Origin of the sequence: Mesorhizobium sp. 113-3-3 (assembly GCF_016756495.1) — a bacterium.
Taxonomy (GTDB): Bacteria; Pseudomonadota; Alphaproteobacteria; order Rhizobiales; family Rhizobiaceae; genus Mesorhizobium.
The window spans coordinates 79,341-104,116 of record NZ_AP023243.1 but is presented as its reverse complement, the minus strand read 5'-3'; the positions used below and the strand labels follow the sequence as shown (position 1 = coordinate 104,116).

21 protein-coding genes and 1 tRNA gene are annotated in these 24,776 nt (G+C 64.5%); 10 read left to right on the top strand and 12 right to left on the bottom strand.

Annotated features, from left to right (window positions below):
- Positions 1-85: 85 nt before the first annotated feature.
- Positions 86-1,660: a phytoene desaturase family protein gene (locus JG746_RS00490; RefSeq protein ID WP_202356397.1), complete on the bottom strand. Its 1,575-nt coding sequence runs from the start codon at positions 1,658-1,660 to the stop codon at positions 86-88.
- Between the two features lie 119 nt (positions 1,661-1,779).
- Here JG746_RS00490 and JG746_RS00485 point away from each other — a divergent pair, with 119 nt between their 5' ends.
- The 8 genes from JG746_RS00485 to JG746_RS37805 all read left to right on the top strand — a co-directional run bounded on the left by JG746_RS00485 (position 1,780) and on the right by JG746_RS37805 (position 14,234).
- Positions 1,780-2,571: a cyclase family protein gene (locus JG746_RS00485; protein ID WP_202356396.1), complete on the top strand. Its 792-nt coding sequence runs from the start codon at positions 1,780-1,782 to the stop codon at positions 2,569-2,571.
- A gap of 59 nt (positions 2,572-2,630) precedes the next feature.
- Positions 2,631-4,202, top strand: a complete 1,572-nt coding sequence (locus JG746_RS00480) for a phytoene desaturase family protein (protein ID WP_202356395.1) — start codon at positions 2,631-2,633, stop codon at positions 4,200-4,202.
- Complete coding sequence (locus tag JG746_RS00475; protein WP_202356394.1) at positions 4,202-4,684, top strand: MarR family winged helix-turn-helix transcriptional regulator; 483 nt, start codon at positions 4,202-4,204, stop codon at positions 4,682-4,684. Before JG746_RS00480 ends, JG746_RS00475 begins: the two co-directional genes overlap by 1 nt.
- A 43-nt stretch (positions 4,685-4,727) precedes the next feature.
- Positions 4,728-6,881, top strand: a complete 2,154-nt coding sequence (locus tag JG746_RS00470; protein WP_202356393.1) for a thiamine pyrophosphate-dependent enzyme — start codon at positions 4,728-4,730, stop codon at positions 6,879-6,881.
- Positions 6,874-8,445, top strand: a complete 1,572-nt coding sequence (locus tag JG746_RS00465) for an indolepyruvate oxidoreductase subunit beta family protein (protein WP_202356392.1) — start codon at positions 6,874-6,876, stop codon at positions 8,443-8,445. Before JG746_RS00470 ends, JG746_RS00465 begins: the two co-directional genes overlap by 8 nt.
- A gap of 232 nt (positions 8,446-8,677) precedes the next feature.
- Positions 8,678-10,117 (top strand): hypothetical protein, encoded by a 1,440-nt coding sequence (locus JG746_RS00460; protein WP_202356391.1) that lies wholly within the window; start codon positions 8,678-8,680, stop codon positions 10,115-10,117.
- A 304-nt stretch (positions 10,118-10,421) separates the two neighbouring features.
- Positions 10,422-13,823: an acyl-[ACP]--phospholipid O-acyltransferase gene (locus JG746_RS00455; protein ID WP_202356390.1), complete on the top strand. Its 3,402-nt coding sequence runs from the start codon at positions 10,422-10,424 to the stop codon at positions 13,821-13,823.
- Between the two features lie 156 nt (positions 13,824-13,979).
- Positions 13,980-14,234, top strand: coding sequence for a GCG_CRPN prefix-to-repeats domain-containing protein (locus tag JG746_RS37805; RefSeq protein ID WP_446721201.1), 255 nt, complete (start codon positions 13,980-13,982; stop codon positions 14,232-14,234).
- 73 nt (positions 14,235-14,307) lie between these two features.
- Here JG746_RS37805 and JG746_RS00450 read toward each other — a convergent pair whose 3' ends face one another.
- The 9 genes from JG746_RS00450 to JG746_RS00410 all read right to left on the bottom strand — a co-directional run bounded on the left by JG746_RS00450 (position 14,308) and on the right by JG746_RS00410 (position 20,251).
- Positions 14,308-15,540 (bottom strand): DUF1501 domain-containing protein, encoded by a 1,233-nt coding sequence (locus JG746_RS00450; protein WP_202356389.1) that lies wholly within the window; start codon positions 15,538-15,540, stop codon positions 14,308-14,310.
- A 48-nt stretch (positions 15,541-15,588) separates the two neighbouring features.
- Positions 15,589-17,046, bottom strand: a complete 1,458-nt coding sequence (locus JG746_RS00445; RefSeq protein ID WP_244730624.1) for a DUF1800 domain-containing protein — start codon at positions 17,044-17,046, stop codon at positions 15,589-15,591.
- Between the two features lie 164 nt (positions 17,047-17,210).
- The gene (locus tag JG746_RS00440; RefSeq protein WP_202356387.1) at positions 17,211-17,489 is read right to left on the bottom strand and encodes a GCG_CRPN prefix-to-repeats domain-containing protein; all 279 of its coding nucleotides are present in this window, start codon (positions 17,487-17,489) and stop codon (positions 17,211-17,213) included.
- Positions 17,490-17,598: 109 nt separating this feature from the next.
- Complete coding sequence (locus JG746_RS00435; RefSeq protein WP_202356386.1) at positions 17,599-18,054, bottom strand: periplasmic heavy metal sensor; 456 nt, start codon at positions 18,052-18,054, stop codon at positions 17,599-17,601.
- The gene (locus tag JG746_RS00430) at positions 18,051-18,497 is read right to left on the bottom strand and encodes a hypothetical protein (RefSeq protein ID WP_244730623.1); all 447 of its coding nucleotides are present in this window, start codon (positions 18,495-18,497) and stop codon (positions 18,051-18,053) included. The genes JG746_RS00435 and JG746_RS00430 overlap by 4 nt, the downstream gene beginning before the upstream one ends.
- A 119-nt stretch (positions 18,498-18,616) precedes the next feature.
- On the bottom strand, positions 18,617-19,153 hold the full coding sequence (locus JG746_RS00425) for an RNA polymerase sigma factor (protein ID WP_202356384.1): 537 nt from the start codon (positions 19,151-19,153) through the stop codon (positions 18,617-18,619).
- A gap of 45 nt (positions 19,154-19,198) precedes the next feature.
- Entirely contained in the window at positions 19,199-19,636 is a 438-nt protein-coding gene (locus JG746_RS00420) for an EF-hand domain-containing protein (RefSeq protein ID WP_202356383.1), read from the bottom strand.
- 213 nt (positions 19,637-19,849) lie between these two features.
- Positions 19,850-20,038, bottom strand: coding sequence for a YodC family protein (locus tag JG746_RS00415; protein ID WP_019863018.1), 189 nt, complete (start codon positions 20,036-20,038; stop codon positions 19,850-19,852).
- Between the two features lie 137 nt (positions 20,039-20,175).
- Positions 20,176-20,251 (bottom strand) — tRNA-Thr (locus JG746_RS00410).
- A 288-nt stretch (positions 20,252-20,539) separates the two neighbouring features.
- Between JG746_RS00410 and JG746_RS00405 the strand changes: the two genes are divergently transcribed.
- Positions 20,540-21,685, top strand: coding sequence for a hypothetical protein (locus tag JG746_RS00405; protein ID WP_202356382.1), 1,146 nt, complete (start codon positions 20,540-20,542; stop codon positions 21,683-21,685).
- A gap of 4 nt (positions 21,686-21,689) precedes the next feature.
- Here JG746_RS00405 and JG746_RS00400 read toward each other — a convergent pair whose 3' ends face one another.
- Positions 21,690-23,291: a cisplatin damage response ATP-dependent DNA ligase gene (locus JG746_RS00400; protein ID WP_202356381.1), complete on the bottom strand. Its 1,602-nt coding sequence runs from the start codon at positions 23,289-23,291 to the stop codon at positions 21,690-21,692.
- Positions 23,292-23,383: 92 nt separating this feature from the next.
- Between JG746_RS00400 and JG746_RS00395 the strand changes: the two genes are divergently transcribed.
- Positions 23,384-23,707, top strand: a complete 324-nt coding sequence (locus JG746_RS00395; protein ID WP_202356380.1) for a hypothetical protein — start codon at positions 23,384-23,386, stop codon at positions 23,705-23,707.
- A gap of 5 nt (positions 23,708-23,712) precedes the next feature.
- Here the strand turns inward: JG746_RS00395 and JG746_RS00390 are convergent, their stop codons facing one another.
- Complete coding sequence (locus JG746_RS00390) at positions 23,713-24,720, bottom strand: ligase-associated DNA damage response exonuclease (protein WP_202356379.1); 1,008 nt, start codon at positions 24,718-24,720, stop codon at positions 23,713-23,715.
- Between the last annotated feature and the right edge of the window lie 56 nt (positions 24,721-24,776).

Here is a 24,776-nt window from a genome sequence, read left to right as displayed (position 1 = left end):
TTTGCGCGGCACTGTCCGTTCGTTGGTTCAGGCTTCGTCGGCAGCAGCGCCTTGCCTCTCGTCGCCTCGATAAAATCGTCGGAGCCTACCTCCCGCCAAGCTGTTGCGCGAGCATGAAACCAGAGGCCGCGCCGGTGCCGGCGCCCGGCCATGTCGCGGCTCCCGTCAAATGCAGATTGCCGACCGGCGTGTTCCAGCCGGCGTAGCCACGTGCCGGGCGGAACAGAAAGTTCTGCGCCAGATGATGGCTGCCGCAGACCTGGTCGCCGCCGACAAGGTTCGGGTTCTCGCGCTCGAGATCGATGGGCGAGAACACGGAACGGCCAAGGATTTTGCTCCGCAGCCCGGGCGCATAGGTTTCGATGATGTCGAGCACGCGCTCGGCATAGGCGTCCTTAACCTGATCCCAATGCGCGGGCGCGATCTTGGCCGACGCATCGCCAAGGATCTCGGCAGGCAGCATGCGCACCTGTACCCACAGCACATGCTTGCCCTGAGGCGCACGTGAAGGATCGATCGCGGTAGGCTGGCCGACGACCAGCACCGGTTCGTCGGGCAGCATGCCGGCCATCGCCTGCTGATAGGTGCGCGACATCGCGTCGAGCGAGGGCGACAGATGCACATAGGCAAACTGCCGCAACTCGGCCCCGGCGCGCCAGTCCGGCAGGTCGTCCAGCGCCAGGTGGATCATCATCGTGCCCGGCGCATACCGGAACTTTTTCATCGCCGTGTCGAAGCCGGCATTGCCGGAACCGCCGGGCAGCAGCGTGCCGGTCAGCGCCTTGGGCGCGACGCCGGCGATGACAGCCTTGGTCGCCGTATGCGTCTCACCTGAAGCGAGCCGGACACCGGTCGCCTTGCCGGCGGACACCGTGATCTCCGAAACTTCGGCGCCGGTGACGATCTGGCCGCCGGCAGATGTGACCATGCCGGCCAGCGCCCGGATGATGGTGTCGGCGCCGCCCTTGCCCAGCACCATGCCGAAACTCTGGTTCGCCATCGATTCCAGGTACGGAAAAACCGCACCCCCGGCGATGTCGGGCGCGAAGTCGAGATGCATGCCCCAGGTGGCAAGCGTTGCCCGCACATAAGGCGACTCGAAAGTCTCCTCCAGCCAGGCGCGGGGCGACGACAGCAGCAGCCGGCCGGTGTCGAGCGCACCGGCAACACCCTTCCTGCGCCACAGGTTCCACGCCGTGCCGGCAAGCGCCCGCGCACTCATCGGCGAACCCAGCAGCCGGAACAGATGCTCGGCCTCGGCCGGGAAGGCGGCGACCAGCCTGCGCCATGCCGCGGCATCGGCGGCGGAGAAATTGGCCATGCGCGTGGCGGTCTTTTCCAAGTCGTTGCTGACGCCGAACCAGCGTCCATCCGGGAAGGCGCTGGCGAAACAGTCCGCGACTGGCGAGAATTCCAGGCCCTGCGCTTTCAATTCATTTGCATATTTCCGGTGGAAGGCCGAGCCGGCAAACAGGCTCAGATTCATCGCGCCGAAATCATGACGGAAGCCGGGAAGGGTGAGTTCGCGGGTCTGGACGGCGCCGCCGATTGTTGCGCTGCGCTCGAAAATCCCGGTTTTCCAGCCTTTGAGCGCCAGATGCGCGGCGCATGCCAGACTGTTGTGGCCCGCCCCGACAAAGATGGCGTCGAACTCGCTCACGCCCCGTTCCCATTTCCTTTATGCTTAAAGATAATTGCAGATGCATATGTTTTCGTCTAGTAGGATATTAAGGGCCGAGACGAGCCTTGATCATCACTAGAAAGAGGGAACTTCAGACCATGGACACCCAAAAACTCCTCGGCGAAGTCGCTGGCCAGTTGCTGTCAGGCGCCATCAAGGTGGTTGACCTCTCCGCGCAGCTCGGGCCGGACACGCCGCTGATCAAGCTGCCGCCGGAGCTTGCCGTCGACACGCCGAAGGTCGAGATTCATCAGATCTCGAAATACGACAAGAATGGTCCGTGGTGGGCGTGGAACTGGCTGAAGCTCGGCGAGCATTCGGGCACGCATTTCGATGCGCCGCAGCACTGGATCACCGGCAAGGACTATCCGGACGGCGCCACCGACACCATTCCGGCGCAGAATTTCGTTGGCCCGGTCAATGTCATCGACTGCTCCAAGGAGGCCGCCGCCGATCACGATTTCCTGCTCACCGTCGACCACATCAAGGCGTGGGAAGCCAAGCATGGCGCCATCAACCCAGGCGAGTGGGTGGTGATGCGCACCGACTGGTACAAGCGCAATGGTTCGGAAGCCGAATTCCTCAACGCCAACGAAACCGGCCCGCACACGCCCGGCCCGACTGCCGAAGCCATCCAGTATCTGATAGCCAAGGACATCAAGGGGTGGGGCTCGGAGACGATAGGTACCGACGCCGGCAAGGCGGGCGGCATGGAGCCGCCATTCCCGGCGCACACGCTGATGCACAAGGCCAATCGCTACGGCCTTGCCAGCCTCTGCAACCTCGACCAGCTGCCGCCGAAAGGAGCCATCCTGATCGCGGCGCCGCTGAAGATCGAGCACGGCACCGGCAGCCCGATCCGCGCACTGGCGCTGGTGTCGGGAAAATAAAGCGAGGATCTTCGGGAGAAGATCATGCGCACAGGCCCGACGGTCGAGAGCAACCGCCAATGAAAGCGCCCGATCACATCATCGTCGGCAGCGGCATCAATGCGCTGGTCTGCGCGGCGATGCTCGGCGGCAAAGGGGCGCGTGTGCTCGTGCTGGAGCGCAATGATCGCATCGGCGGCTGCATGCGCACCGAGGAGGTCACCGCGCCCGGCTTCATCCATGACGTGATGGCGACGACCTTCGTGCTGTTCATCACCTCGCCGGCCTTTGCCGCATTGGGCGGCGACCTCGCCCGGCACGGGCTGGAGTTCTGCCACACCGGCACGCCGACGGGCGTGTTGCGGCCGGACGGCAGCCATGCCGTGCTCAACACCGACCGCGCCGCCAATGTCGCCGCCCTCAACGCGATCGCGGCGGGTGATGGCGACCGGCATGCCGACGATGTCGGTGGCATCGAGCGCAATGCCGGCCTGCTGTTCGGCCTGCTCGGCGGCAGCCTGTGGTCCTACCCGACAGCCAAGCTGCTGGCCGGCGATGCCTGGCGGCGCGGCCCGCGCGGCCTTGCCGCCTTTCTCGGCGAGGCGCTGGCGCCGGCACGCGGCTGGCTGGAAAGCACCTACCAGTCCGAGACCATCCGCGCGCTCTGGGCGCCCTGGGTGCTGCATGCCGGTCTTGGGCCGGAAGATGCCTTCTCCGGCCAGATCGCCAAGGTGATCGCCTTCGCGCTGGAGGCCGCAGGCGCTCCGATCGTCAAGGGCGGGGCGAAGAACCTGCTGTCGGCCTTCGAGGCCCTGATCCGGGAACGTGGCGGCGAGATCCGCACCGGTGCCGATGTCGCCTCAATCATCCAGACCGGTGGCCGTGCGACCGGCGTGCGGCTCGCCTCGGGTGAAACCATCGCGGCGAACAAGAGCGTCATCTGCTCGGTCACGCCGACGCAGCTTTATGGCCGCCTACTCGGCGCGGATGCGCCCAGGAACGATGTCGAGGCGACGCGGCAATATCGCTACGGCAAGGGCAATTTCCAGATCCACTACGCGCTGGCCAAGCCGCCGGCATGGCGTGGCGAAGGGCTGGACAAGGTGGCGCTGCTGCATCTGACGCCTGGGCTCGATGGCGTCTCGAAAGCCTGCAACGAGGCGGCGCGCGGCATGCTGCCGGAAGTGCCGACCATCTGCGTCGGCCAGCCGCACGCGCTCGACCCGTCGCGCTGTCCGCAAGGCAAGGCGATCCTCTGGCTGCAACTGCCCGAGGCGCCCCGCCACATCAAGGGCGATGCCGCCGGCAAGCTGCAGGCGCCGGCTGACGGACAATGGACTGAAGCGCTGCGCGAGGCCTATGCCGACCGCGCCGAAGCCATCCTCGCCAGCCATATCGACGGCTTCAAGGACAGCGTGATCGCACGCCGCGCCTATTCGCCGGCCGATCTCGAGGCGATGAACATCAACCTGGTCGGCGGCGATCCCTATGGCGGCTCGTCGACCATCGACCAGTCCTTCCTGTGGCGGCCGTTCAAGACCAGCCGCAACCACCAGACCGGCATCAAGAACCTCTACCATATCGGCGCCTCCACCCATCCGGGCGCGGGTCTCGGCGGCCGCTCCGGCTTTCTGCTGGCGGGGAGGCTGTGATGGAACAGAAGATCACGGAAAAGCGCCAGCGCATTTCGACCCTCGGGCAGATCGGCCTGCAGCAATTCGCGCCCTATCTGATGAACCGCATCATGGGCCGCTACAACGCCACCTTGCGCGATGATTTCCGCAAGCAGGGCCTGACCATTCCGCAGGTGCGCACGCTGGCCGTGCTGTCGGTCACCGACGGCGTCACCGTCAACGATCTCTCGGTCTACACGGTCATCGAGCAGTCGACCTTGAGCCGCACGCTCGACACGCTGGAGGGGCAGGGCTTCGTGCGTCGCGAGCAGGGCGTTACCGACAGCCGCATCCGCCATGTCTTCCTGACCGACGAGGGCCGCGCCGAGTTCACCCGCGCCTGGCCGGCCATGCATGACGCCTTCGAGGCGATGTTCGACGATATCGACGACGCCGAATATGCGGCACTCATCGCCACGCTTTTGAAGATGCTCAAGAACATTCGCAAGCACGACATCTAGATGTACGCGCTGCCAATTTCGGCGGCAACGGAAGGTTGGAAAAATGGCCGAACGGTCTTTTGCCAAGGAAGTCGAGAAACTCAGGCTTGGCGCCGGCGAGGAATTCGCCGGTGAGGGCATCCTCGCCATCACCAAGGCGCTGCTGCAATGCGGCGTCGGCTATGTCGGCGGCTATCAGGGCGCGCCGATCAGCCATCTGATGGACGTGCTGGCCGACGCGCAGGACATTCTGGGTGAACTCGGCGTGCATTTCGAGGCGAGCGCGTCGGAGGCGACAGCCACCGCCATGCTGGCCGCCTCGGTGCACTATCCCATTCGTGGTGCCGCCACCTTCAAGTCGACTGTCGGCACCAATGTCGCCTCCGATGCGCTCGCCAACCTTGCCTCCGGCGGCGTCACCGGCGGCGCGCTGATCATCGTCGGCGAGGATTATGGCGAGGGCTCCTCGATCATGCAGGAGCGCAGCCATGCCTTCGCCATGAAGAGCCAGGTCTGGCTGCTCGACCCGCGCCCCAATTTGCCGTCGATCGTCAAGGCGGTGGAAGACGGGTTCGAACTGTCGGAGGTCTCCAACACGCCGGTGATGCTGCAGGTGCGCATCCGCTGCTGCCATGTGCACGGCCACTTCATCGCCAAGGACAACAAGCGCCCGCCCATGACGGTGGCCGATGCGCTGGACGCGCCGCGCCGCGACACCGGCCGCATCGTGCTGCCGCCCGCCTCCTTCCTGCACGAGAAGGAGAAGGTGCAAAAACGCTGGCCGGCGGCGGTCGACTTCATCGCCAAGAACAAGATCAACGAATTCTTCGGTTCGGATCATGGCTCGGTCGGCATCGTCATGCAGGGCGGCATGTACAATTCGGTCATCCGCGCCTTGCAGCGTCTCGGCCTTGCCGACACCTATGGCGAGACCGAGGTGCCGCTCTATGTGCTCAACGCCGTCTATCCCTTGATCGACGACGAGTTCCTGTCCTTCTGCGAGGGCAAGCAGTCGGTGCTGGTCGTCGAGGAAGGCCAGCCCAACTACATCGAACAGGCCTTTGCCGCGATGCTGCACAAGGCCGGGCGTGGCACCAGGCTGGTCGGCAAGGAATATCTTCCGATGGCCGGCGAATATACCGGCCAGGTCATGCTCGACGGCATCGGCACCTTCCTGCGCGCCGAAGCGCCGCATCTCTTGCCGGGCGAAGTGCGCGCGCCCAACAAGGTCGGCGACGGCGTCGATACGGCCGACCTGATCAACGTCGTGCCGGGCCGCCCGCCTGGGTTCTGCATCGGCTGTCCGGAGCGGCCGATCTTTGCAGCGACAAAGCTGGTCGAGCAGGAACTCGGCAAGCACCATATTGCCTCTGACATCGGCTGCCATTTGTTCTCGATCATGCCGCCCTTCGAACTCGGCGCGACAACCATGGGCTATGGTCTCGGCCCGGCCTCGGCCTCGGCGTTCAATTCGCCCGACGCCAAGCGCCGCTCGATCTCCTTCGTCGGCGATGGCGGCTTCTGGCACAATGGCCTGACCTCCTCGATCGGCAATGCGGTGTTCAACAAGAATGACGGCGTCATCGTCATCGTCGACAATTTCTACTCGGCCGCGACCGGTGGGCAGGACATCCTGTCGTCGCGCGCCGGCAACAAGACCAAGTCGACCAAGCATCCGATCACCGAGGCGGTGAAGGGTATGGGCGTCAAATGGCTGCGCCATGTCGACCGCACCTACGATGTCGGCAAGATGCAGGACACGCTGCGCGAGGCGCTAACGACGGAGGAGAAGGGGCCGAAGGTCATCGTCGCCTCGTCCGAATGCATGCTCAACCGCCAGCGCCGCGAAAAGCCGCTGGTCGACAAGGCGATCAAGGGAGGGACAAGGGTCGTCAAACCGAAATTCGGCGTCGACGAGGACATCTGCACCGGCGATCATGCCTGCATGCGGCTGTCGGGCTGCCCGTCGCTGTCGGTGAAGTCGCTCGACGATCCGCTGCGCGACGATCCCGTGGCATCCATCGACCAGAGCTGCGTCGGCTGCGGCAATTGCGGCGAGGTCGCCGATGCTGCGGTGCTCTGCCCGTCCTTCTACCGCGCCGATGTCGTGCACAATCCGAGCCGCTGGGACCGGTTTCTGGAATCCGCGCGCCGCGCCACCATTAGCCTGTTGCAACGCCGCCGCGAAAGCCGGCGCCTGACCTTCGCCGATGCTTGACGCCGTCCCCCCACTCCGCGCCAAGGCCGGCGCCCAGGATGACGAGCGTGTCATCAAGCTCGCCGTGCTGGCGGTCGGCGGCCAGGGCGGTGGCGTCTTGGCCGACTGGATCACCGACGTTGCCGAGCGCAATGGCTATGTCGCGCAATCGACCTCGGTCGCCGGCGTGGCGCAACGCACCGGCGCGACAATCTATTATGTCGAGATGGCCCGCGACACCGGCCGGCTTCCGGTCTTCGCGCTGTCGCCCTCGCAAGGCGATGTCGACATACTGATCGCCGCCGAATTGATGGAAGCCGGCCGCGCCATCATCCGTGGCTTCGTCACGCCGGAACGCACGACGCTGATTGCCTCCTCGCACCGCATCGCCGCGGTGTCGGAAAAGATCGAGCCGGGCGACGGCCGGGCCTCGTCCTCCAAGGTGCATGCGACGGCGGAAGCCGCGTCGAAGCGCTTCATCGCCTTCGACATGGAGAAGATCGCCGCTGACAACGGCTCGATGATCTCGGCCAGCCTGCTTGGCGCGCTGGCCGGGTCGGACGCGCTGCCGTTCACGCGCGAAAGCTATGAGCAGGCGATCGGTGCCGGCGGCCGTGGCGTCAAGGCCAGCCTCGCCGCCTTTGGCGCTGCCTATGACCGCGCGCGCGGCACGGCCGCGCCGGCGCCAAAGCCGGCGGAGCCGGCGATTGTCGAATCCGCCCTGGGTGCGGGGCGCGTCACCGGCCCGCAGAACCTGCTGCAGGGCTGGCAGGCGCTCGCCGCCCGTATCGATCTGATGCCCGCGACGGTGCGCGACATGGCGCTGCGGGGCCTGAAAAAGGTCGTCGACTATCAGGACATCGCCTATGGGCGCGAGTATCTCGACCGGCTGGACAAGGCTGTCGCGCTGGACGGCGCCGACCGTGCTTATGCGCTGTCCATCGCCGCCGCCAAGCATCTGGCCAACGCGCTATGCTACGATGACATGATCCGCGTCGCCGACCTGAAGACACGCTCGACGCGTGACAGGCGCGTGCGCAAGGAGGTCGGCGTCAAGGATGGCTCGATCCTGCAGGTCACCGAATATTTCCATCCCCGCATCGAAGAATTCTGCGGCACGCTGCCGGCGGGGCTGGGCAGCTATATCGAGAGCCGGCCGAAGCTTGCCGCCTTCCTCGACCGCCGCATCAACCATGGCCGCCGCATCCGCACCGACAGCTTTGCCGGCTTCGCCGCTTTGTGGTTCATCGGCGGCCTGCGCCGCTGGCGCCGCGGCCTGCTGCGCCACAAGGTCGAGACCGCGCATCTCGAGCGCTGGTACGCGCTGGCACTGGGATATGTGCCCCAGGACTACACGCTGGCCGTCGAAGTCCTCAACTGCCGCCGGCTGATCAAGGGCTACAGCGACACCCATGTCCGGGCGCAATCGAAATTCGACCGCGTGCTGTCGGCGCTTCCCATGCTCAAGGGCCGCGACGATGCCGCCGACTGGATCCGGCGTTTACGTGAGGTCGCTTTGAAGGACGAGAAGGGCGACATGCTCGACGGCGCCCTGAAGACAGTGGCGACGTTGGGGTCGGAATGAATATTCATCCGAATTGTCTTGTAAGGACCCAGTAAGACAAGCTTAGTAACGATCCGTTGACAAACGGTTTGTTCGCATGCATCTTCATATCGCCTTCCGGATGGAGGGCTGAAAAGAAACCTGAGATGGTTTCGGTTGTGGTGCTGCTGAAAAGTGGAAACGTAGGTAGGCTTACTTACGCTGCATGGCACTTCGCCGGGGCCAGTCTCTTCGCAACGAAGGACTGGAACAAATGGAAAATCAAAAACTGATAGTTCGCTTCGCACTTGTTGCCGAACAGCCAAGCGCGCGCGATGAAGATCGTCTGAGCCATATCGCATCCGAAAATTCGATTGCAGGCATAAAGCGATATACTGGTTTTATGCGTGGGCGTGATCTCTACCCTTTGTTCGATCATGTCTCCCTTGAAGCTAATCCGCGAGCAGCCAAAACGGGCAATGTTACCAGCTCGATTCTTGAATCGCTTGCCAAAACTCCTGAACTTTTCCCTTTTAAATCGAAGGGAATCTTACTTGGAACGTCTGACTACGAGGCGCTTCAACGAAACAGATTCGAACTTCGTTTCAACGATCCAGCATCCGAGGGGGTGTTGGACGGCGGGCACAATATGCTTGCAATCGGAATTCATATGCTCTCCGCAGTTCTCGAAGAGAGGGAAATCGCCAAGATTTCGCTTTGGGAGGACATGAAGGATCTTTGGGAAGAGTATCGAGCCGAACTCGATGCTGTGAAGGATCAGTTCGATTTCTTGGTACCAGTAGAAATCATCGTGCCGTCTGACGTGAGTGATCAACACATAGTTCAGCAGTTCGAGATGTCCGTTTTAGATATTTGTGCGGCTAGAAACAATAACGCACAGCTCACGCAGGAGACGAAATCGAACAAGCTCGGCTTCTACACTGAAATTCGGGAGCGCCTTGATCCGGATGTTGCTGCGCAGGTCGAGTGGAAGAGTAATGAGTGGGAAAGCGGCGAAGGTAAGCCCATCAAAGTCCGAGACCTTCTCGCGCTTGCCTGGATCCCCCTCAACAAGGCGAACGAAGAGCATCTTCTTCCTTTAGACATATCTGTAACTCCGCAGAATATATACAGAAATAAGGGCGAGTGCTCAAAGCAATTTGATCGCCTTATGTCAAATCCGGCGGTCTCTGCTCCTGTTGATGGACCAACTCATGAGCTGACAAATGATGTCGTGAAGAGCTGCTTCGATATTCTTGCTGACCTTCCGGAACTTTATGATATTATTTACGCGCAATTTCCAGACGCGTATAATTCAAATAATTATAGATTTGGATCTAATAACATAGTTAAAATGTACGATCCGGGAAAGCGCGAAACTGCTAAAGATAAAAGCGGATTTTTGCTTACCCAACCGACGACGCATTACCTTGGAATGCCGGTATATTACCGATATCCGGATGGTCTTATTATGCCACTAGTTTATGGATTGAAGGGTATTATGGAAGCCAAAGATGGAAGGATTGTGTGGGCAACAGACCCGTTCAAATTTATAGACAGACACCTGAAGGACATTGCTGGTGCTTACCGCCTAGTTTTGGACATGGCGCGGTTTGATCCCCAGAAGCTAGCGAAAAATCAGGCGAGCCATGAGTTTGCCGTTGGTGAGTTTGAGAAGGCATTGATAAAGCAAAGGGCTGGTGCCGCTGCATAGGCGACCTTTCGCGCCGCCTCATTACGGGGCGGCGCGATCCTAATCCTGACAGACTCCACAAGCCGCCGGCTCCGTTTTCGAGTCCAATGAACGTCGTTCATTTTTATCTTGAACAATGTTCAAAACGTGATAAGGTGCGATTATGAACGATGTTCATTTCAGGCAAGCAAAAAGCCGCCGATGAGCATCAAGCACAGCAAGGAAGTTTAACCAGCTCAGGACTATCACTGAGATCGAAACAGCGCGTGCAACCTGCAGGGCCTTTCGGCACACAGCCGCAGGGTTCCGCCAAATGGAAATCGCCATGAACACGCATCTGATGTTGTCCCGGCGCTTTGCGCCTCTGTTCTGGACGCAGTTCCTGTCCGCTTTCAACGACAATTTTCTCAAGAACACACTGGTGTTCCTGATCCTCTTCACGCTGGCCGCCGACCAGGCGGCCTCGCTGGTCACGCTCGCCGGCGCCGTCTTCATGGCGCCCTTCCTGCTCTTGTCGGCGCTTGGCGGCGAGATCGCCGACCGTTTCGACAAGGCCCTGATCGCCCGGCGGCTGAAATTCGCCGAGATCGCCGCGGCGGCGGTCTCCGTCGCCGGCATCGCGCTGTCTTCGATCCCGGTGCTGATGACGGCGCTGCTGATGTTCGGCATCATCTCGGCGCTGTTCGGGCCGATCAAATACGGCATCCTGCCCGACCATCTCGAGCGCAAGGAACTGCCCAAGGCAAACGCCTGGATCGAGTCGGCCACGTTTGCCGCCATCCTCGGCGGCACGATCGCCGGCGGCGTCGTCTCGGCCGACGGCATTGGCGTCATGGTGTTCGGCCCGATCATGATGGCCCTCGCCGTCGGCTGCTGGTTCGTAAGCCGCTACATTCCGCCCACCGGTTCGGCGGCGCCCAACCTTGCCATCGACAAGAACATCTTCCGCTCGACCTGGCGCCAGGTCAGCGAATTGCGCACCGATATGCGCATCTGGCGCGCCGGCCTGATGACCTCGTGGTTCTGGCTGATCGGCGCCATCGTGCTCTCGATTCTGCCGACCTTGATCAAGGATTCGCTCGGCGGCGACGAGATCGCCGTCACCGTCTATCTCGCGGTGTTTGCCGTCTCGATCGCCATCGGTTCGGCGATTGCCGCATGGATGTCGCAGGGCCGCATCGTGCTTCTGCCCGCGCCGGTCGGAACGGCGCTGCTGGCGCTGTTCGGCCTGCATTTGGCCTGGGCCGTCTGGAGCATGCAGCCTTCGCCGAAGGCGCAAACACTTGCGCTGTTCTTCGCCGGGCCAAACACGATCCGTGTAGCGATCGACCTCGCCGCCATGGCCATCGCCAGCGCCTTCCTCGTGGTGCCGACCTTCGCCGCCGTGCAGGCCTGGTCGCCGGAAGCGCGCCGCGCCCGCGTCGTCGCCGCGGTCAGCATCGTCAATGCCGGCTTCATGACGGTAGGCGGTATTGTTGTCGCCTTGATCCAGACGAAAGTCTCCACCGGCGGCATCCTGTTCGGCCTGGCCGTGGCCAACGCCGTCGCCGCCTGGCTGATGCTGAAATTCCTGCCGACCAACGCGTTCCGTGACTTCGTCTCCATCCTGTTCCGCGCCTTCCTGCGCCTGGAGGTCGAGGGCATGGAGAACCTCAAGGCGGCCGGCAAGGCGCCGATCCTGGCGCTCAACCATGTCAGCTTCCTCGACGGTCCGCTGGCGCTGACGCTGACCGATGAGGAGCCGGTCTTCGCCATCGACTACACCATCGCCCAGGCCTGGTGGATGAAGCCGTTCATGAAGCTTGCCCGCGCTTTGCCGCTCAATCCGGCCAAGCCGATGTCGACCCGCACGCTGATCAAGATCGTGCAGGGCGGCGATCCGCTGGTCATCTTCCCCGAAGGCCGCATCACCGTCACCGGCGGGCTGATGAAGGTCTATGACGGCGCCGCCATGGTGGCGGACAAGACCGGCTCGATGGTCGTGCCGATCCGCATCGACGGGCTGGAGAAAAGCCCGTTCTCGCGGCTGACGTCGCAGCATGTGCGCCGCCGCCTGTTCCCGAAGGTCAAGGTGACCATACTGGAACCGGTCAAGCTGCAAGTGCCGCCGGAACTGAAGGGCCGCCAGCGCCGCGCCGCGGCGGGTGCCGCCCTCTACCAGGTCATGTCGGATCTCGTCTTCCGCACCCAGGACATCGACAGGACGGTGCTGGAAAAGATCATCCTGACGGCGAATGAACGCGGCATGAAACGGCTCGCCGTGCAGGATCCGGTCACCGGCTCGCTGAGCTATGGCAAGCTGCTGACGGCGGCCGCCGTGCTTGGCGAGAAATTCCAGAACCTTTATGCCGACCAGCAGACGCTCGGCATCATGCTGCCCAACGCCAACGGCTCCTGCGCGACGCTGCTTGGCGTCATGTCGGCCGGCAAGGTGCCGGCTATGATCAACTTCACCGCGGGTGCCGCCAACATCCTGTCCGCCTGCAAGGCCGCAGAAGTGCGCACCGTGCTCACCTCGCGCGCCTTCGTCGAGCAGGCCAAGCTTGGTGCGGTGGTCGAGGAGATCGGCCGCTCGGTCGACATCGTCTGGCTCGACGATCTGCGCAAGACCATCGGCCTCAGGGACAAGCTGCTCGGCCTGTTGCGCAAGTCGACGCCGCGCGCACCGCGCAAGGCTGACGATCCGGCGGTGATCCTGTTCACCTCCGGCTCGGAAGGCACGCCGAAGGGCGTCGTGCTCACCCACCGCAACATCCTGGCCAATGCCGCGCAGGCGGCCTCGCGCATCGACTTCCACTCTGGCGACAAGGTGTTCAACGTGTTGCCGATCTTCCATTCCTTCGGCATGACGGCGGGCACGGTGCTGCCGCTGATCTCGGGCGTGCCGGTGTATTTCTACCCGTCGCCGCTGCACTACCGCATCGTGCCGGAACTGATCTACGCGTCCAACGCGACGATCATCTTCGGCACCGATACGTTCCTCAACGGCTATGCGCGCACTGCGCACCCCTACGACTTCCGTTCGATACGTTATTGTTTTGCCGGGGCCGAACCGGTCAAGGCAGCGACACGCATGACCTATATGGAAAAGTTCGGCGTGCGTATCCTCGAGGGCTACGGCGTGATCGAAGCGGCACCTGTAATCGCCATCAACACGCCGATGTACAACAAGTCCGGCAGCGTCGGCAAAATCATGCCCGGCATGGAATACCGCCTGGATCCGGTACCCGGCGTCGATGAAGGCGGACGTCTCTACGTGCGCGGCCCGAATGTCATGTCGGGCTATCTGCGCGCCGAGAAGCCCGGTGTGCTGGAGCCGTTGGAGGACGGCTGGCATGACACCGGCGACGTCGTCTCGGTCGACGACGGCGGCTTCATCACCATTCGCGGCCGGGCCAAGCGTTTCGCCAAGATCGGCGGCGAGATGATCTCGCTCGCCGCCGTCGAGGCTCTGGCGGGTGAAATGTGGAAAGGCACATTGTCGGCGGTCGCTTCGGTGCCGGATGCGCGCAAGGGCGAGAAGCTCATTCTCATCACCGAGGCTCCCGGCGCCACACGCGCGGAGTTCCTGGCCTTCGCCAAGGCCAATGGCGCCATGGACCTGATGGTGCCCGCCGAAGTGCGCGTCGTCCCGAAAGTGCCGGTGCTCGGTTCCGGCAAGCTCGACTTCGCCGGCGTGACCAAACTGGTGCGGGACGCGACGGTCATCAAGGTCGAGGCCGCCTGATCATGGGCAGCGAGCCGATGCCTCGCCGAAAGTCGCGGCGTCGATTGGCGAGCGCTCCGCCCGCTAGGCTAACGAATATGTGATAGGGCCACCCATCCGGCATTCAGCCGGGTGGGTGGTATGTTGTCCTCGGGAATATCAACCATGGAGGACACAATCATGCTCAGATACATTCTGCCGATTGCTACCGCCGCAGGCACGCTACTGCTGTCGAGTGTCGGCTCGCAGGCTCTGCCCATGGCAAAGCCCAGCGCCGCTCCGTCGCCAATCGAAAGCGTCGGCTGGAGATGCGGCCCCGGCTGGCACCTGAACCGGTGGGGAAATTGCGTGCCCAACCATCGTCGTGTGATAGTGGTCAGGCCGGGTCATTGGCGCTACCACCACTACCACCGCTGGCACCACCGCTGGTGATCGCTGAGCGGATCGACGCGGAGCCTGCTCCTTTTCGCCAAAGATGGCGTCCCTTGTGACGCCATCAGGCTTTTTACGCGACGAGATCGCGCATCGGCTTCACGGCCGCGGACTCCGGAAACACCTTGTCGCCGAGCACGGTGGCAGACAGGCCGAACTGGTCGGCGAGCACGCCCTTCAGCACCGCCCTGACATCGCTGGTCGGGGCAAGGTCGCGCTGTTCGTAGAGCTGGGCCGGCTTCAATCCCGGCCAGTCGGCGATGACGCGGCCGCCCTTGATCGCGCCGCCGGCCAGCAGCACCACCGTGCCGGTGCCGTGATCGGTGCCGACCGTGCCGTTGATCCGTGCCGTGCGCCCGAACTCGGTGATGGCGACGACCGCCGTGTCCTTCCAGCGCTCGCCGAGACCCTTCTCGAACTCCTCGAAGGCGCCGTCGAGGCCGCCGAGCAGCGTGGCGAGCCGGCCGGTCGCGCCGCCTTCGTTGACATGCGTGTCCCAGCCGTCGAAGGCGAGCGCCGCAACGCGCGGCCCGTCATCCGCCGCGATCAGCCTGGCCGCACCTTGCGCGGCCTGCCGCATGCCGGCGGCGCTGTCGAGGCCGCCCTTCGGCTTCATCGCCTTGGCGCCCATATGGTCGTCGAGCGCCATCCGGTCGGCATCGAGGCCCTTTTGCAGGGCCACCGCCAGCACAGGGTCGCGATGCTGGTAAAGGTCGAGAACCCGCGTTGCGAGGTCGCCGGCCGGCTCCGGCAGTGATTGCGGCGCCCAGCCGAGCACGGGGGCGGCACCTCGGATCACCAGCGGCGTCGACGGTCCGACGGCCAAGCCGCCAAGCGTCGCCACGCGGTCGCCCGCCGGCAGGCTCTCCAGGGCCCGGTTGAGCCACCCCGTGGCGACATGGCCGGGACCGGCGAAACCGCTTTCGAGCACGTCCTGGCCGTCGAAGTGCGAGCGTTCACGATAGCCTGTCGCGGCCGCATGCACCACTGCGGCTTGGCTTGCCTTGAACAGCCTGGCGAAGACCGGCATCGCCGGATTGACCGCGAAGAAACCATCGAGCGGCAGCGCCGGATGCGGGCCGGCGAGCGACAAGGCGATGTCGCCATGCAGGCCGGCATAGTCGGGATCGCCGACCGGACCGACCGCCGACAGGCCATCGAGCGCGCCGCGCAGCACGATGACGATCAGGCGCGGATCGCGATTGTCGGCGGCGCGGGCAAAGCGCGGCAGATAGGCCCAGGCAAACAGCGCGCCGCCGGTCATCAGCACGGCGCGTCGGGAGGGGGTTTCACACAGCGGGCTCATGACGAGATCTCCACGGAGGTATCGGCGACGGAACGACCCTTGCTCGCGCTATCGTCGCTGGAATTCGGGCGCCATCAAAAGCAGCGCCAGGCCTTGCTGCCTGGACTCGGCGCGGGCGACCGCTTGGCGCGTCTCCGGCGAGGCCGAGGGACCGATGACGGCGTCGAGCATGTCGTTGGGATTGCCAATATCCTTGACCTGGCGGGCCGTCTGCCAGGCGATGTCGAGGCGGATCTTCATGCCTTCGGCCGAGGCCCAGCTGTCCGCCTGGTCGGAAAAGCCGTTCGGCCCCGGCGGCTGCCAGAGCGGCTCGCCCAGCACGTTGAGCCAGTTGAGCGTCTGGCCGGGATCGTTCGCCGGACCCGGGCCGGCCGCCCGGCGGATGGCGGCGATGTAGTCGAAGGGCGAGCGCATCTTGGCCAGCGGCGTCGACCAGGCCTCCGGCATGTCGATGAGGGCCGCCGCCAGTGCCCGGAGATTGCCGTCGCTCTTGGCGAAAACCCTGGCCAGCCGCGCGACCGCCGCCGGCGGCGGGTCATCAGCAATGAAATGGCGGGCAAGTTCCGTGGCAATGTGCTGTGCCGTCGCCGGGTGGCTGGCGATGTCGTTGAGCGCCGCCTCTGCCTGGCCCATGCCGCCGGCCGGATAGGTCTTGCCCAGCAGCACCGCGTCGCCCGGCTCATGGGCGTTGGGGTTGAAGACGGAAGTGCCGGGTTCGCCCAGCCGTCCTTCGCGCCCGGCCATCGTCCAGCCGGTCAGGATGCGCGCGAAACTGGTGACGTCGGCCTGGGTATAGCCGCTGCCGACGCCCAGTGTATGCAGTTCCATGATCTCGCGGGCGAGGTTCTCGTTGAGCCCGCGCTGGCGGTTCCTGCCGGCGCGCGAGTCGGGGCCGATCGACTGCTGGTTGTCGAGATAGAACAGCATCGCCGGATGCCGCTCCACCGCCATCAGCATGTCGGCGAAACGGCCGAGCACGAAGGGGCGGATGGCTTCCCGTTCGAAGGCGCCGGCGCTCGCCCGCACGATATTGTCCTTCGCCACGGAGACGCAGAAATGGTTCGACCAGAAATAGACGAGGCGTTCGACAAAGCCGGCCTCGGCCCGCAACGCCTTGTCGAAGCGCGCCTGGGCTTCAGCGCGAAACAGCGTGGCCTCGATTGGCGGCACGGGCTTTGCCGGGGCCATGGGCGGCGGCGTGGGTTGGGCAGGCGCAATTGGGGCCGGCGTGGCCTGGCCAGGCATGGGATCGGCGCGCGCCATTGCCGGCTGTGCCGCCGCGGCCTTTTGCTCGCGGTCGAGCTTGCGTTGGAGGTTTGCCGCCATGCTGGCCTGGATGGCCGGCGTGCTGCCCGGCAGGCTCGCATAGGCCGGATCGTCGAGCGCGATCAGGGCGATGTCGGGCTGCCGCAATTCCGCCTTCAGATAGCCTCGCGGATCGTGGGCCACCTTGTCGCGGTCGCCGGGCCTTGCCCCGAGCCCGAAGCGGTTGAAAGCGACAAGCACTGGGTCTGGCACTGGGTCTGGCGGGGAATTGGAGGCCGGGATAGCCAAGTCAGCTCTCCATTGCTTGGGCTTCCCGCGCGCGGCGCCGGAAGTCCGTTCGAGCCGTTTCGTCCCTGTTCAATGAGATCGTGGGGCCGACTCAAGTTGTCGGCCCCGAAAGACCCTTACCAGCGATGCCAGCGGTGCCAGTGACGGTGCGGATGCCACCCGTAGAAAGCCGGGCGGTGCCAATAATAGTAGCCGGGGTAGACGACCACGCGATTGGGCACGCAGCGCCCCCAGGGATTGGGATGCCAGCCAGGCCCGCAACCCCAGGCGACGTGCTCGACCACCGCCGGCGCGGCAAGCGGCGCCAGCGGCATCGCCGAGGATGCCGCAACCGTAGCAACCGTTCCGGTCATCGCGAGAGCGGCGGTGGCTGCGTATTTTGTCAGATAGTTCATGACCATGCTCCGAAGTTATCCGAGGTTGAAACCTGTCGGCGCCGGATGGCCCGGCAGGCCTTGCCCTTCATCTCGTTAAACGGGCGCCGTCGGCATTTTCCGTCGGTCGTCACGGCGATTTTTTTGGCGGTGTCGACGGCTGCGGCCCGGCGCGCCTCGAGAGGCCTTCCGCCAGCACGCTGCGATCCTCGGCGGAGCCTGCCGCCGCGAACTCGATGATGCGCTGCTCAAGCCGCGTGCGCACGGTGACGTCGGCATTGCGGGCCCGCTCCAGGGCGGCGGACAGGGCAGCCGTGTCGAGGACGGGCTGCCGCAGCAGATCCGCCGCGTCGCGCCTGGCCTGCTGGCCGTCGAGGATGATATCGCGCGACTCGCGGCGGACTTCGCGCAGCGCCTTGCGGAACAGCGTGCGCTGCTGGTCGGGAAGCCGGCCGCCGGCCGCCTCCAGCGAAGTGCCCTGCGCCGGCTTCCCGCTTTTTATCCAGACGGCCCCGCCGGCAAGCGCACCGGCCAGGAAAACGTTCAGCACCACCGAGGCGATGAGGAGGTTGCGGCCGGTGCTCATAGGTCTTCCTCGATCGTGTCGGGTCCGGCATCGCCGAACGCCGTCGCATTGGCATCGAGCACATAGTGGTCGGGCTGGATCTCGGGCGTGACGACGGTCACCAGGACCAGCCCGGCGATGGCGCCGGCGAGCCCGATGCCGGCAAGCCCCAGCCCCAGCCACCAGAAGCGCTGACGCCGGCGCCGGACGACGTACCGGTCGGCGGTCCGCAGGATCGTGTCGTGCAGCGCCTTGCCGGGGTGCCGGATGCTGTAGCTGTCGAGCAGGGCGTCAAGCGCGCCGGCGTTTCGTGAAATGGCCTGGCCCGTCTCGCTTGAAGCAAAGGCAGCGGCGGCCTCGCGCTCCGCTTGCGGCCAGCGCCGCGGATCGCCGCCATAGGCCTCGGTGAGCGCCGCGAAACGCCTGGCGTCCATTGCCGGCCCGTCCTCGATTTCTTCAGCCATCGGTCTTCCCCTTGCCCCTTGGTGCCGCGTGCGCAGGCGGGTTGGAAACGATAAAAACCGGTCCCCCCCGGTCGCCCGCGAGGCGCGGTGAATGTCCGCCATCCATGGTCGCGCTCCTCTCAGTCATGGACGCCATCCCTGGCCAATATCATCTGCAAGGCCCGCCGGCCGCGCGAGAGCAGGCTCTCCAGCGCATCGACGCTGATCTCCAGGGTCGCGGCCGCCTCGATGTTGGACATCTCCTGATAGTAGACCAGGATGATCGCCTCGCGCTGGCGTGGCGCGATTGCCTGCAAGGCCTGCTCGACACGGTGCGGCTCTTCGCGAGCATCGGGAAGCGGGGCGGGGTCGGCCATGTCCGGCAAATCGTCGGTCACCACCTCGCGGCGCCGGCGCAGCCGGTCGTAGCAGAGGTTGAGCGTCACCCGGTGGATCCAGCTGTCGAAGCGTGCATTGCCGCGCCGCCAGCTCGAGGCGTGGCGCCAGATGCGCACGAAAGTCTCCTGCGCGACGTCCTCGGCCTCCGCCGCGTCGCCCAGCATGCGCACGGCAAGCGAAAGGATGCGCGGCAGTTTGCGCGCAACGAGCGTCTGCACGGCCGCCGGGTCGCCGGCCCCGACCCGGCGAACCAGCTCCTCGTCCGGATCGGCGCTCATGGGCTGGCGCACTCCCGATATCCATCACGCGTCATGGCCTCTTGGTCATTGCTCCGGCTTGGGAGCGGATTTGTGGCCTGGCATCTCGTCGGCCGTCAGAACGCCGTCGCCATTCTTGTCCAGCCTGGCAAAGCGCTTGGCGAAGAACGCATCGAGCTCGGCGCGGTCGATAAAGCCGTCATGATTGGAATCGATGCGCGCGAAGGATTTGGCGGCATCGCCCTTGATGTTGCGCTTGGCCTGGAAGGCCTCCCACTCGAGCAGGCTGATCTTGCCGTCGCCATCCGTGTCGGCGGCCATGATCGCCTTCTCCCGCCGCTTCTGGAACTTGGCCAGCGTGATGTCGGACCTGACCTTTGGCGCGGCGGCGGCCGGCGGCGTGGCGCCCGGAGGTGTGGCGGCCGGAGGCTGCGTCGCCGTCTGGGCGAGGGCCGCAACGGTCAGCAGGCTCAAGGCAGCGGCAAGGATCGAACGGCTTATCATGCTTAGGCGTCTCCGGTTGGCGCGTCGGCCACGGCCCATGCCGTGGTCACGCTTCAACCGTTAAACGCCGTGACGCGAGAAATCCGTCGGTCGCCCGTGCCGATCATTCGATTCTGCGGTGCCACCCCCGTGCATGCTAAAAGCGGCGGCCATGACACCCCGTCCGGCGTCGTCCACGCCGGCCGGCCACCGCCCCTGGCGAACGGGCGGGAGCTATGCCGATGGGTCGGCGGCCACCAGTTGGTCCGGTTTGAATCCCGCATGTTGCGGAATCCAGACATCGCCCTCGCGGTTGAACCAGTGGCACAGATACATGCCGGAAGCGGCGCCGTCGCTGACCGTCATCTTCGGCCCTCCCGACTTCAGCTTGACGACGTCTCCGGTCTTGAAAGTGTTGGGCATTTTGGACCTCCCATGCTGAGGCCCACGAGTTTCCCACCAAAGACGAGTCGCGACAATGGTGGATATGGAGGGCTTGGCGGGATCCCCTGCACAGGTGGTGCAGGCGCATATGAGAGGACGACGGGAGGGGAAAAAAATGGTGCCGCTTAGGTGACTCGAACACCTGACCCCATCATTACGAATGATGTGCTCTACCAACTGAGCTAAAGCGGCCCGGGAGGCCGAGGCCTCCAAGATGGGCTGGGTGATAGACTCAACCGGCCGCGAATTCAAGATGCCACTTGCCAAATCATGCACAGGCGCCCGCCGCGATCGAAACAAGGGTTCGCGCAGCCCGGCGTGCGAGAATCCCCGGCCTGAGCCGATTTTGTTTGCCGGAATACCGCCAAGATGGACTTTGGATGGCCCGTCGAGGCAGAATGCGGCCGCCCGCCCGTTGATTGATTGGTCGCCTACCGCTAACCATCAGGGAAGATTGGGGCAATTTGCAGAGGGATCCGCGTGGACGCGATCGAAAAAGCGATCCGGAACGCCTTGGAAAAGGGCAATGCCGAGGACCGCGCGTTCCGCGAGAAGGTCTATCGGTCGGCCTTTGCCGCGCTCGACCGTGCGCTCCAGGCCAATCCCGGCGTGACCGTGGAGGTCGCCATCAAGCGCCGCAAGGCGATCCAGGCGACGATCACCGAAATCGAATCGGAGTTCCTGCCGGCGGTGCCGGATGTGGGCCTGGAGGTCGACGCACCGGCGGCCGAGCCCGCGGCCATCGCGGCGCCCGCCATCGAGATCGGCGACAAGGCGCCATCGCCCGCCGTCACCGTCGACGGCCCCGCGCAGCCCGCCTCCGATGCGCCGCGCTCGCGCGTGCTGCCGGTCGTCCCCGATATCATGCCGGACGCGACCCTTCCCGGCGTGCCGGCCATAGACATGTCCGCTCCCGCTGCTTCGGGTGTCGCCACGGAAGTGGCGCCCGATCGCGATGAACGGCGCATTCGCGGGCGCCGCCTGCCGCTGACCGCCATCTTCTTCACCGTGACCCTGCTTGCGGCGATCGGCATCGGCGGTTTCTTCGCCTTCCAGACCGGCGTGTTCAAGACGGCGGCGCAACTCGACACGGCGCCGCCCGAAGCGCCGCCAACCGTCGAGGACGACGATTTCACCCCGGCCGACGGCGCCAACGCGCCGGCCAAGCCTGGTGCGGCGGACCAGTCGCGCAACTGGATCAATGTGTTCTCGCCGGCAGACCCGACACATGTCGCCGCCCCGTCGGACGCCAAGGCCTCGGTGATGAAGGACGACACCGGGTCGTTCCTGCGCATCCAGTCCGGCCCCTCCGGTTCGGCGATCGCCTTCGATGTCGGGCAGGGCGTGCTGGAGAAGCTCGCCGGCAAGCACGCCGTGTTCGACATCATCGCGCGTGCCGAGGACGGCAAGGACACGCAGATCTCGGTCGACTGCAATTTCGGCGAACTCGGCGACTGCGGCCGCAAGCGCTACGCGGTCGGCCAGCAGCGCAACGAATATCTGTTCGACGTGCAGTTCCCCGCCAAGCATCCGGGCTCGGCCGGAACCATCGCCGTCAATTCCGATTTCGACAAGCAGGGCAAGGCGGTCGACATCTACGAGATCCGCGTCTCGATCGAGCAGTAGGATTTTAGCGATCGAGCAATGCCTGCAGCGTCTCGATGCGGTCGGCCTCGTTGGCCGGTTTGTCCCAGCGCAGCCGTGAAATGCGGGGAAAGCGCATGGCGACGCCGGATTTGTGCCGCGTCGAGCGGTTGAGCCCCTCGAAGGCGACTTCCAGCACCAGCCCATTGTCGCGGTCGGCCCGCACCGACCGCACCGGCCCGAAACGCTCGACCGTGTTGTCCCGGACATATTTGTCGATCTGCTTCAGTTCCTCGTCGGTGAAGCCGAAATAGGCCTTGCCGACCGGCACGAGTTCCTCCTCACCCTCGGCGCCGGACCAGACGCCGAACGTGTAGTCGGAGTAAAAACTCGAGCGCTTGCCATGGCCGCGCTGGGCATACATCAGCACCGCGTCCACCGTGTGCGGATCGCGCTTCCATTTGAACCACGGGCCTTTCGGCCGTCCGGCGACATAGGGCGAATCCCAGCGCTTCAGCATCACGCCCTCGATGATCGGGTGCGGCGGCGCGCGACGCAGTTCTTCCAGCGCCCGCCAGTCCGCGAAGGCGACGAAGGGCGACAGGTCGAAACGGCTGGGGTCGAGCGTTTTCACGAAGGCTTCGAGGCAGCTGCGGCGTTCCCGGAACGGCAATGCGCGAAGGTCTTCGTCGCCGAGCTGAAGCAGGTCGTAGCAGCGCATGAAGGCCGGATATTGCTGCTGCATCTTCGGCGTCACCGTCTTGCGGTTCAGCCGCTGCTGCAGGTCCGAGAAGGTCCCGGTCGCCTCCCGCGGGTCGCCGACCAGCAACTCGCCGTCCAGCGTCGCGGAAAAATGCATGGCGTCGGCGAGGTCGGGGAAGGCGCCGGAGACATCGTCGCCGGTGCGCGAATAGAGCCGGCGGATGCCGCCTTCCGCCGCCGCCTGGACGCGGATGCCGTCCCATTTCCATTCGGCCGCGTAATCCGCCGGATCGAGTTTTTCGAGATCGCCGTCGCCAACCGGGTTCGACAGCATCACCGGGCGGAACAGCGCCAATGCCGTATTCCGGGGTTTTTCGGCCTTGCCTTCCAGCCAGGCGAACAGCGCCGTGTAGGGCGGCGACAGCCCGTGCCAGAGCTCCTCGATCTCGGCGACCTCGACCTTGCCGAAATCCGCCAGCGCCTGTTTGGCCAGCCGTGCCGAGACGCCGATGCGCAGGCCGCCGGTGACCAGCTTGATGATGGCGAAGCGCGCCGAGATGCCGGCGCTGTCCAGCAGGCTCGTCAGCACCTTCGGCCCGTCGGAGCGGCTTGCCGCCTGCAATTTTGCCACGACCTCGCCGAGCGTCGGCTCGCGGTTGGGGATCTTGCCCGGCGTCTGCGGCCAGACCAGTGACACGGTCTCGGCGAGGTCGCCGACATAGTCGTAGGAATAGCCGAACAGCACCGGGTCCATGCGTTCGGTGACCAGCATGCGCAGCATCGCCGGCTTGACCGCGGCTATTGTAAGGTCACCGGTGATGGCGGCCAGCGCCAACCCGCGGTCCGGATCCTCGACGGTTCGGAAGTAATCGACCAGCAGCGTCAGCTTGCCGTTGCGCGACGGCGTCAGCACCAGGCGGTCGAGAAGTTCGGCGAAGCGGTTCATGAGAAAACCAAATCACCAGTTAACGCAACATCTCGCGGTCGAGGTCTCGATAAGATATGATACCGCGTGTCTTTAACCTGGGAGGTAAAAACATGGCAGCACCTGCAAATCGCAAATGGAAAGCCTGGATCAATGTTATGCCGGGAGCATCGCCGGCGATTCATGTCACAGGCGAAGTCGAAACAAGAGCAGGAAATCTGGTTCCGAAACTGAAAATGACGGTTCCACAAGGTATCAATCCGGCAATTCTGATGCTCGATCTGACGATCGTAAAAAAAGGCGACGTTGGCACCGACGATGTCGCCTACCGGAAGGTGGCATACCGGAAGCCTGCCAGGAAAGGACAGTATACCGAGGTGGATATCTTCTATGAGAAATCCATCATCACGCGGGTGAAGGTGACAGAAGCAAACTAGCCGGGTCAATCGCCTTCATCCTCATAGCCCACCAGATGCAGCGGCCGCGCGGCAATGCCTTCCAGTTCGCACCAGCGCACCAGGGCTTCCTCGCGGCCATGCGTCACCCAGATTTCCTCGGCGCCGGTCTCCTTGATGGTGGCGATGAGTTCGTCCCAGTCGGCATGGTCCGAGATGATCAGGGGCAGTTCGACGCCGCCTTGCTTGGCGCGCTGGCGGATGCGCATCCAGCCCGACGCGAAACATGAGATCGGATCGGGAAAGCGCCGCGCCCAGCGGTCGGCGAAGGCCGATGGCGGGCCGACGACGATTGCGCCTGTGAAGTCATCCTTGCCGCCCTCGACCGTTGCCGGTTCGAGGATACCCAGGTCGATGCCCTGGCTCTGATAGTACGCGCTGAGCCTGGCCAGCGCGCCATGGATGTAGAGCGGCCTGTCGTAGCCGGCATCGCGCAGCAGCCGCATCACTCGCTGCGCCTTGCCCAGCGCATAGGCGCCGACCAGATGCGAGCGTTCGGGAAACTGCGCCGCCGACTTCAGCAGGCGGGCGATCTCTTCCGTGTCGGGCGGATGGCGAAACACCGGAAGGCCGAATGTCGCCTCGGTGATGAACACGTCGCAGCGGATCGGCTCGAACGGCGCGCAGGTCGCGTCCCTGCGCCTCTTGTAGTCGCCGGAGGCGACGATGCGCATGCCCTGATGCTCGACCGATATCTGCGCCGAACCCAGCACATGGCCGGCCGGATGGAAGCTGATGCTGACGCCGCCGAGCGCGATCGTCTCGCCGAGCCGTGCGGCCTGGGTCGTTCCGGCAAAGTCCTCGCCATAGCGCAGGCCCATAATGTCGAGCGTCTGCTGCGTCGCCAGCACCGAGCGGTGGCCGGAACGCGCATGGTCGGAATGGCCGTGCGTGATCAGCGCCCGGTTCACGGGCCGCACCGGGTCGATGAAGAAATCGCCCGGCGGGCAGTAAAGGCCCTCGGGCCGGGGATGAAGCAGGTCGCTGGCGCGCATGGTTTCCAAGATAGGATATAATTCCGCCGCGGGAAGCCTGTGGTCGCAGACTGCTG

Excerpts from the sequence above, each read along its gene's own strand:
- JG746_RS00485 (WP_202356396.1), top strand. The coding sequence starts at position 1,780 with ATGGACACCCAAAAACTCCTCGGCGAAGTCGCTGGCCAGTTGCTGTCA.
- JG746_RS00480 (WP_202356395.1), top strand. The coding sequence starts at position 2,631 with ATGAAAGCGCCCGATCACATCATCGTCGGCAGCGGCATCAATGCGCTG.
- JG746_RS00475 (WP_202356394.1), top strand. The coding sequence starts at position 4,202 with ATGGAACAGAAGATCACGGAAAAGCGCCAGCGCATTTCGACCCTCGGG.
- JG746_RS00470 (WP_202356393.1), top strand. The coding sequence starts at position 4,728 with ATGGCCGAACGGTCTTTTGCCAAGGAAGTCGAGAAACTCAGGCTTGGC.
- JG746_RS00465 (WP_202356392.1), top strand. The coding sequence starts at position 6,874 with ATGCTTGACGCCGTCCCCCCACTCCGCGCCAAGGCCGGCGCCCAGGAT.
- JG746_RS00460 (WP_202356391.1), top strand. The coding sequence starts at position 8,678 with ATGGAAAATCAAAAACTGATAGTTCGCTTCGCACTTGTTGCCGAACAG.
- JG746_RS00455 (WP_202356390.1), top strand. The coding sequence starts at position 10,422 with ATGAACACGCATCTGATGTTGTCCCGGCGCTTTGCGCCTCTGTTCTGG.
- JG746_RS00450 (WP_202356389.1), bottom strand. The coding sequence starts at position 15,540 with ATGAGCCCGCTGTGTGAAACCCCCTCCCGACGCGCCGTGCTGATGACC.
- JG746_RS00440 (WP_202356387.1), bottom strand. The coding sequence starts at position 17,489 with ATGAACTATCTGACAAAATACGCAGCCACCGCCGCTCTCGCGATGACC.
- JG746_RS00435 (WP_202356386.1), bottom strand. The coding sequence starts at position 18,054 with ATGAGCACCGGCCGCAACCTCCTCATCGCCTCGGTGGTGCTGAACGTT.
- JG746_RS00430 (WP_244730623.1), bottom strand. The coding sequence starts at position 18,497 with ATGGCTGAAGAAATCGAGGACGGGCCGGCAATGGACGCCAGGCGTTTC.
- JG746_RS00425 (WP_202356384.1), bottom strand. The coding sequence starts at position 19,153 with ATGAGCGCCGATCCGGACGAGGAGCTGGTTCGCCGGGTCGGGGCCGGC.
- JG746_RS00420 (WP_202356383.1), bottom strand. The coding sequence starts at position 19,636 with ATGATAAGCCGTTCGATCCTTGCCGCTGCCTTGAGCCTGCTGACCGTT.
- JG746_RS00415 (WP_019863018.1), bottom strand. The coding sequence starts at position 20,038 with ATGCCCAACACTTTCAAGACCGGAGACGTCGTCAAGCTGAAGTCGGGA.
- JG746_RS00400 (WP_202356381.1), bottom strand. The coding sequence starts at position 23,291 with ATGAACCGCTTCGCCGAACTTCTCGACCGCCTGGTGCTGACGCCGTCG.
- JG746_RS00395 (WP_202356380.1), top strand. The coding sequence starts at position 23,384 with ATGGCAGCACCTGCAAATCGCAAATGGAAAGCCTGGATCAATGTTATG.
- JG746_RS00390 (WP_202356379.1), bottom strand. The coding sequence starts at position 24,720 with ATGCGCGCCAGCGACCTGCTTCATCCCCGGCCCGAGGGCCTTTACTGC.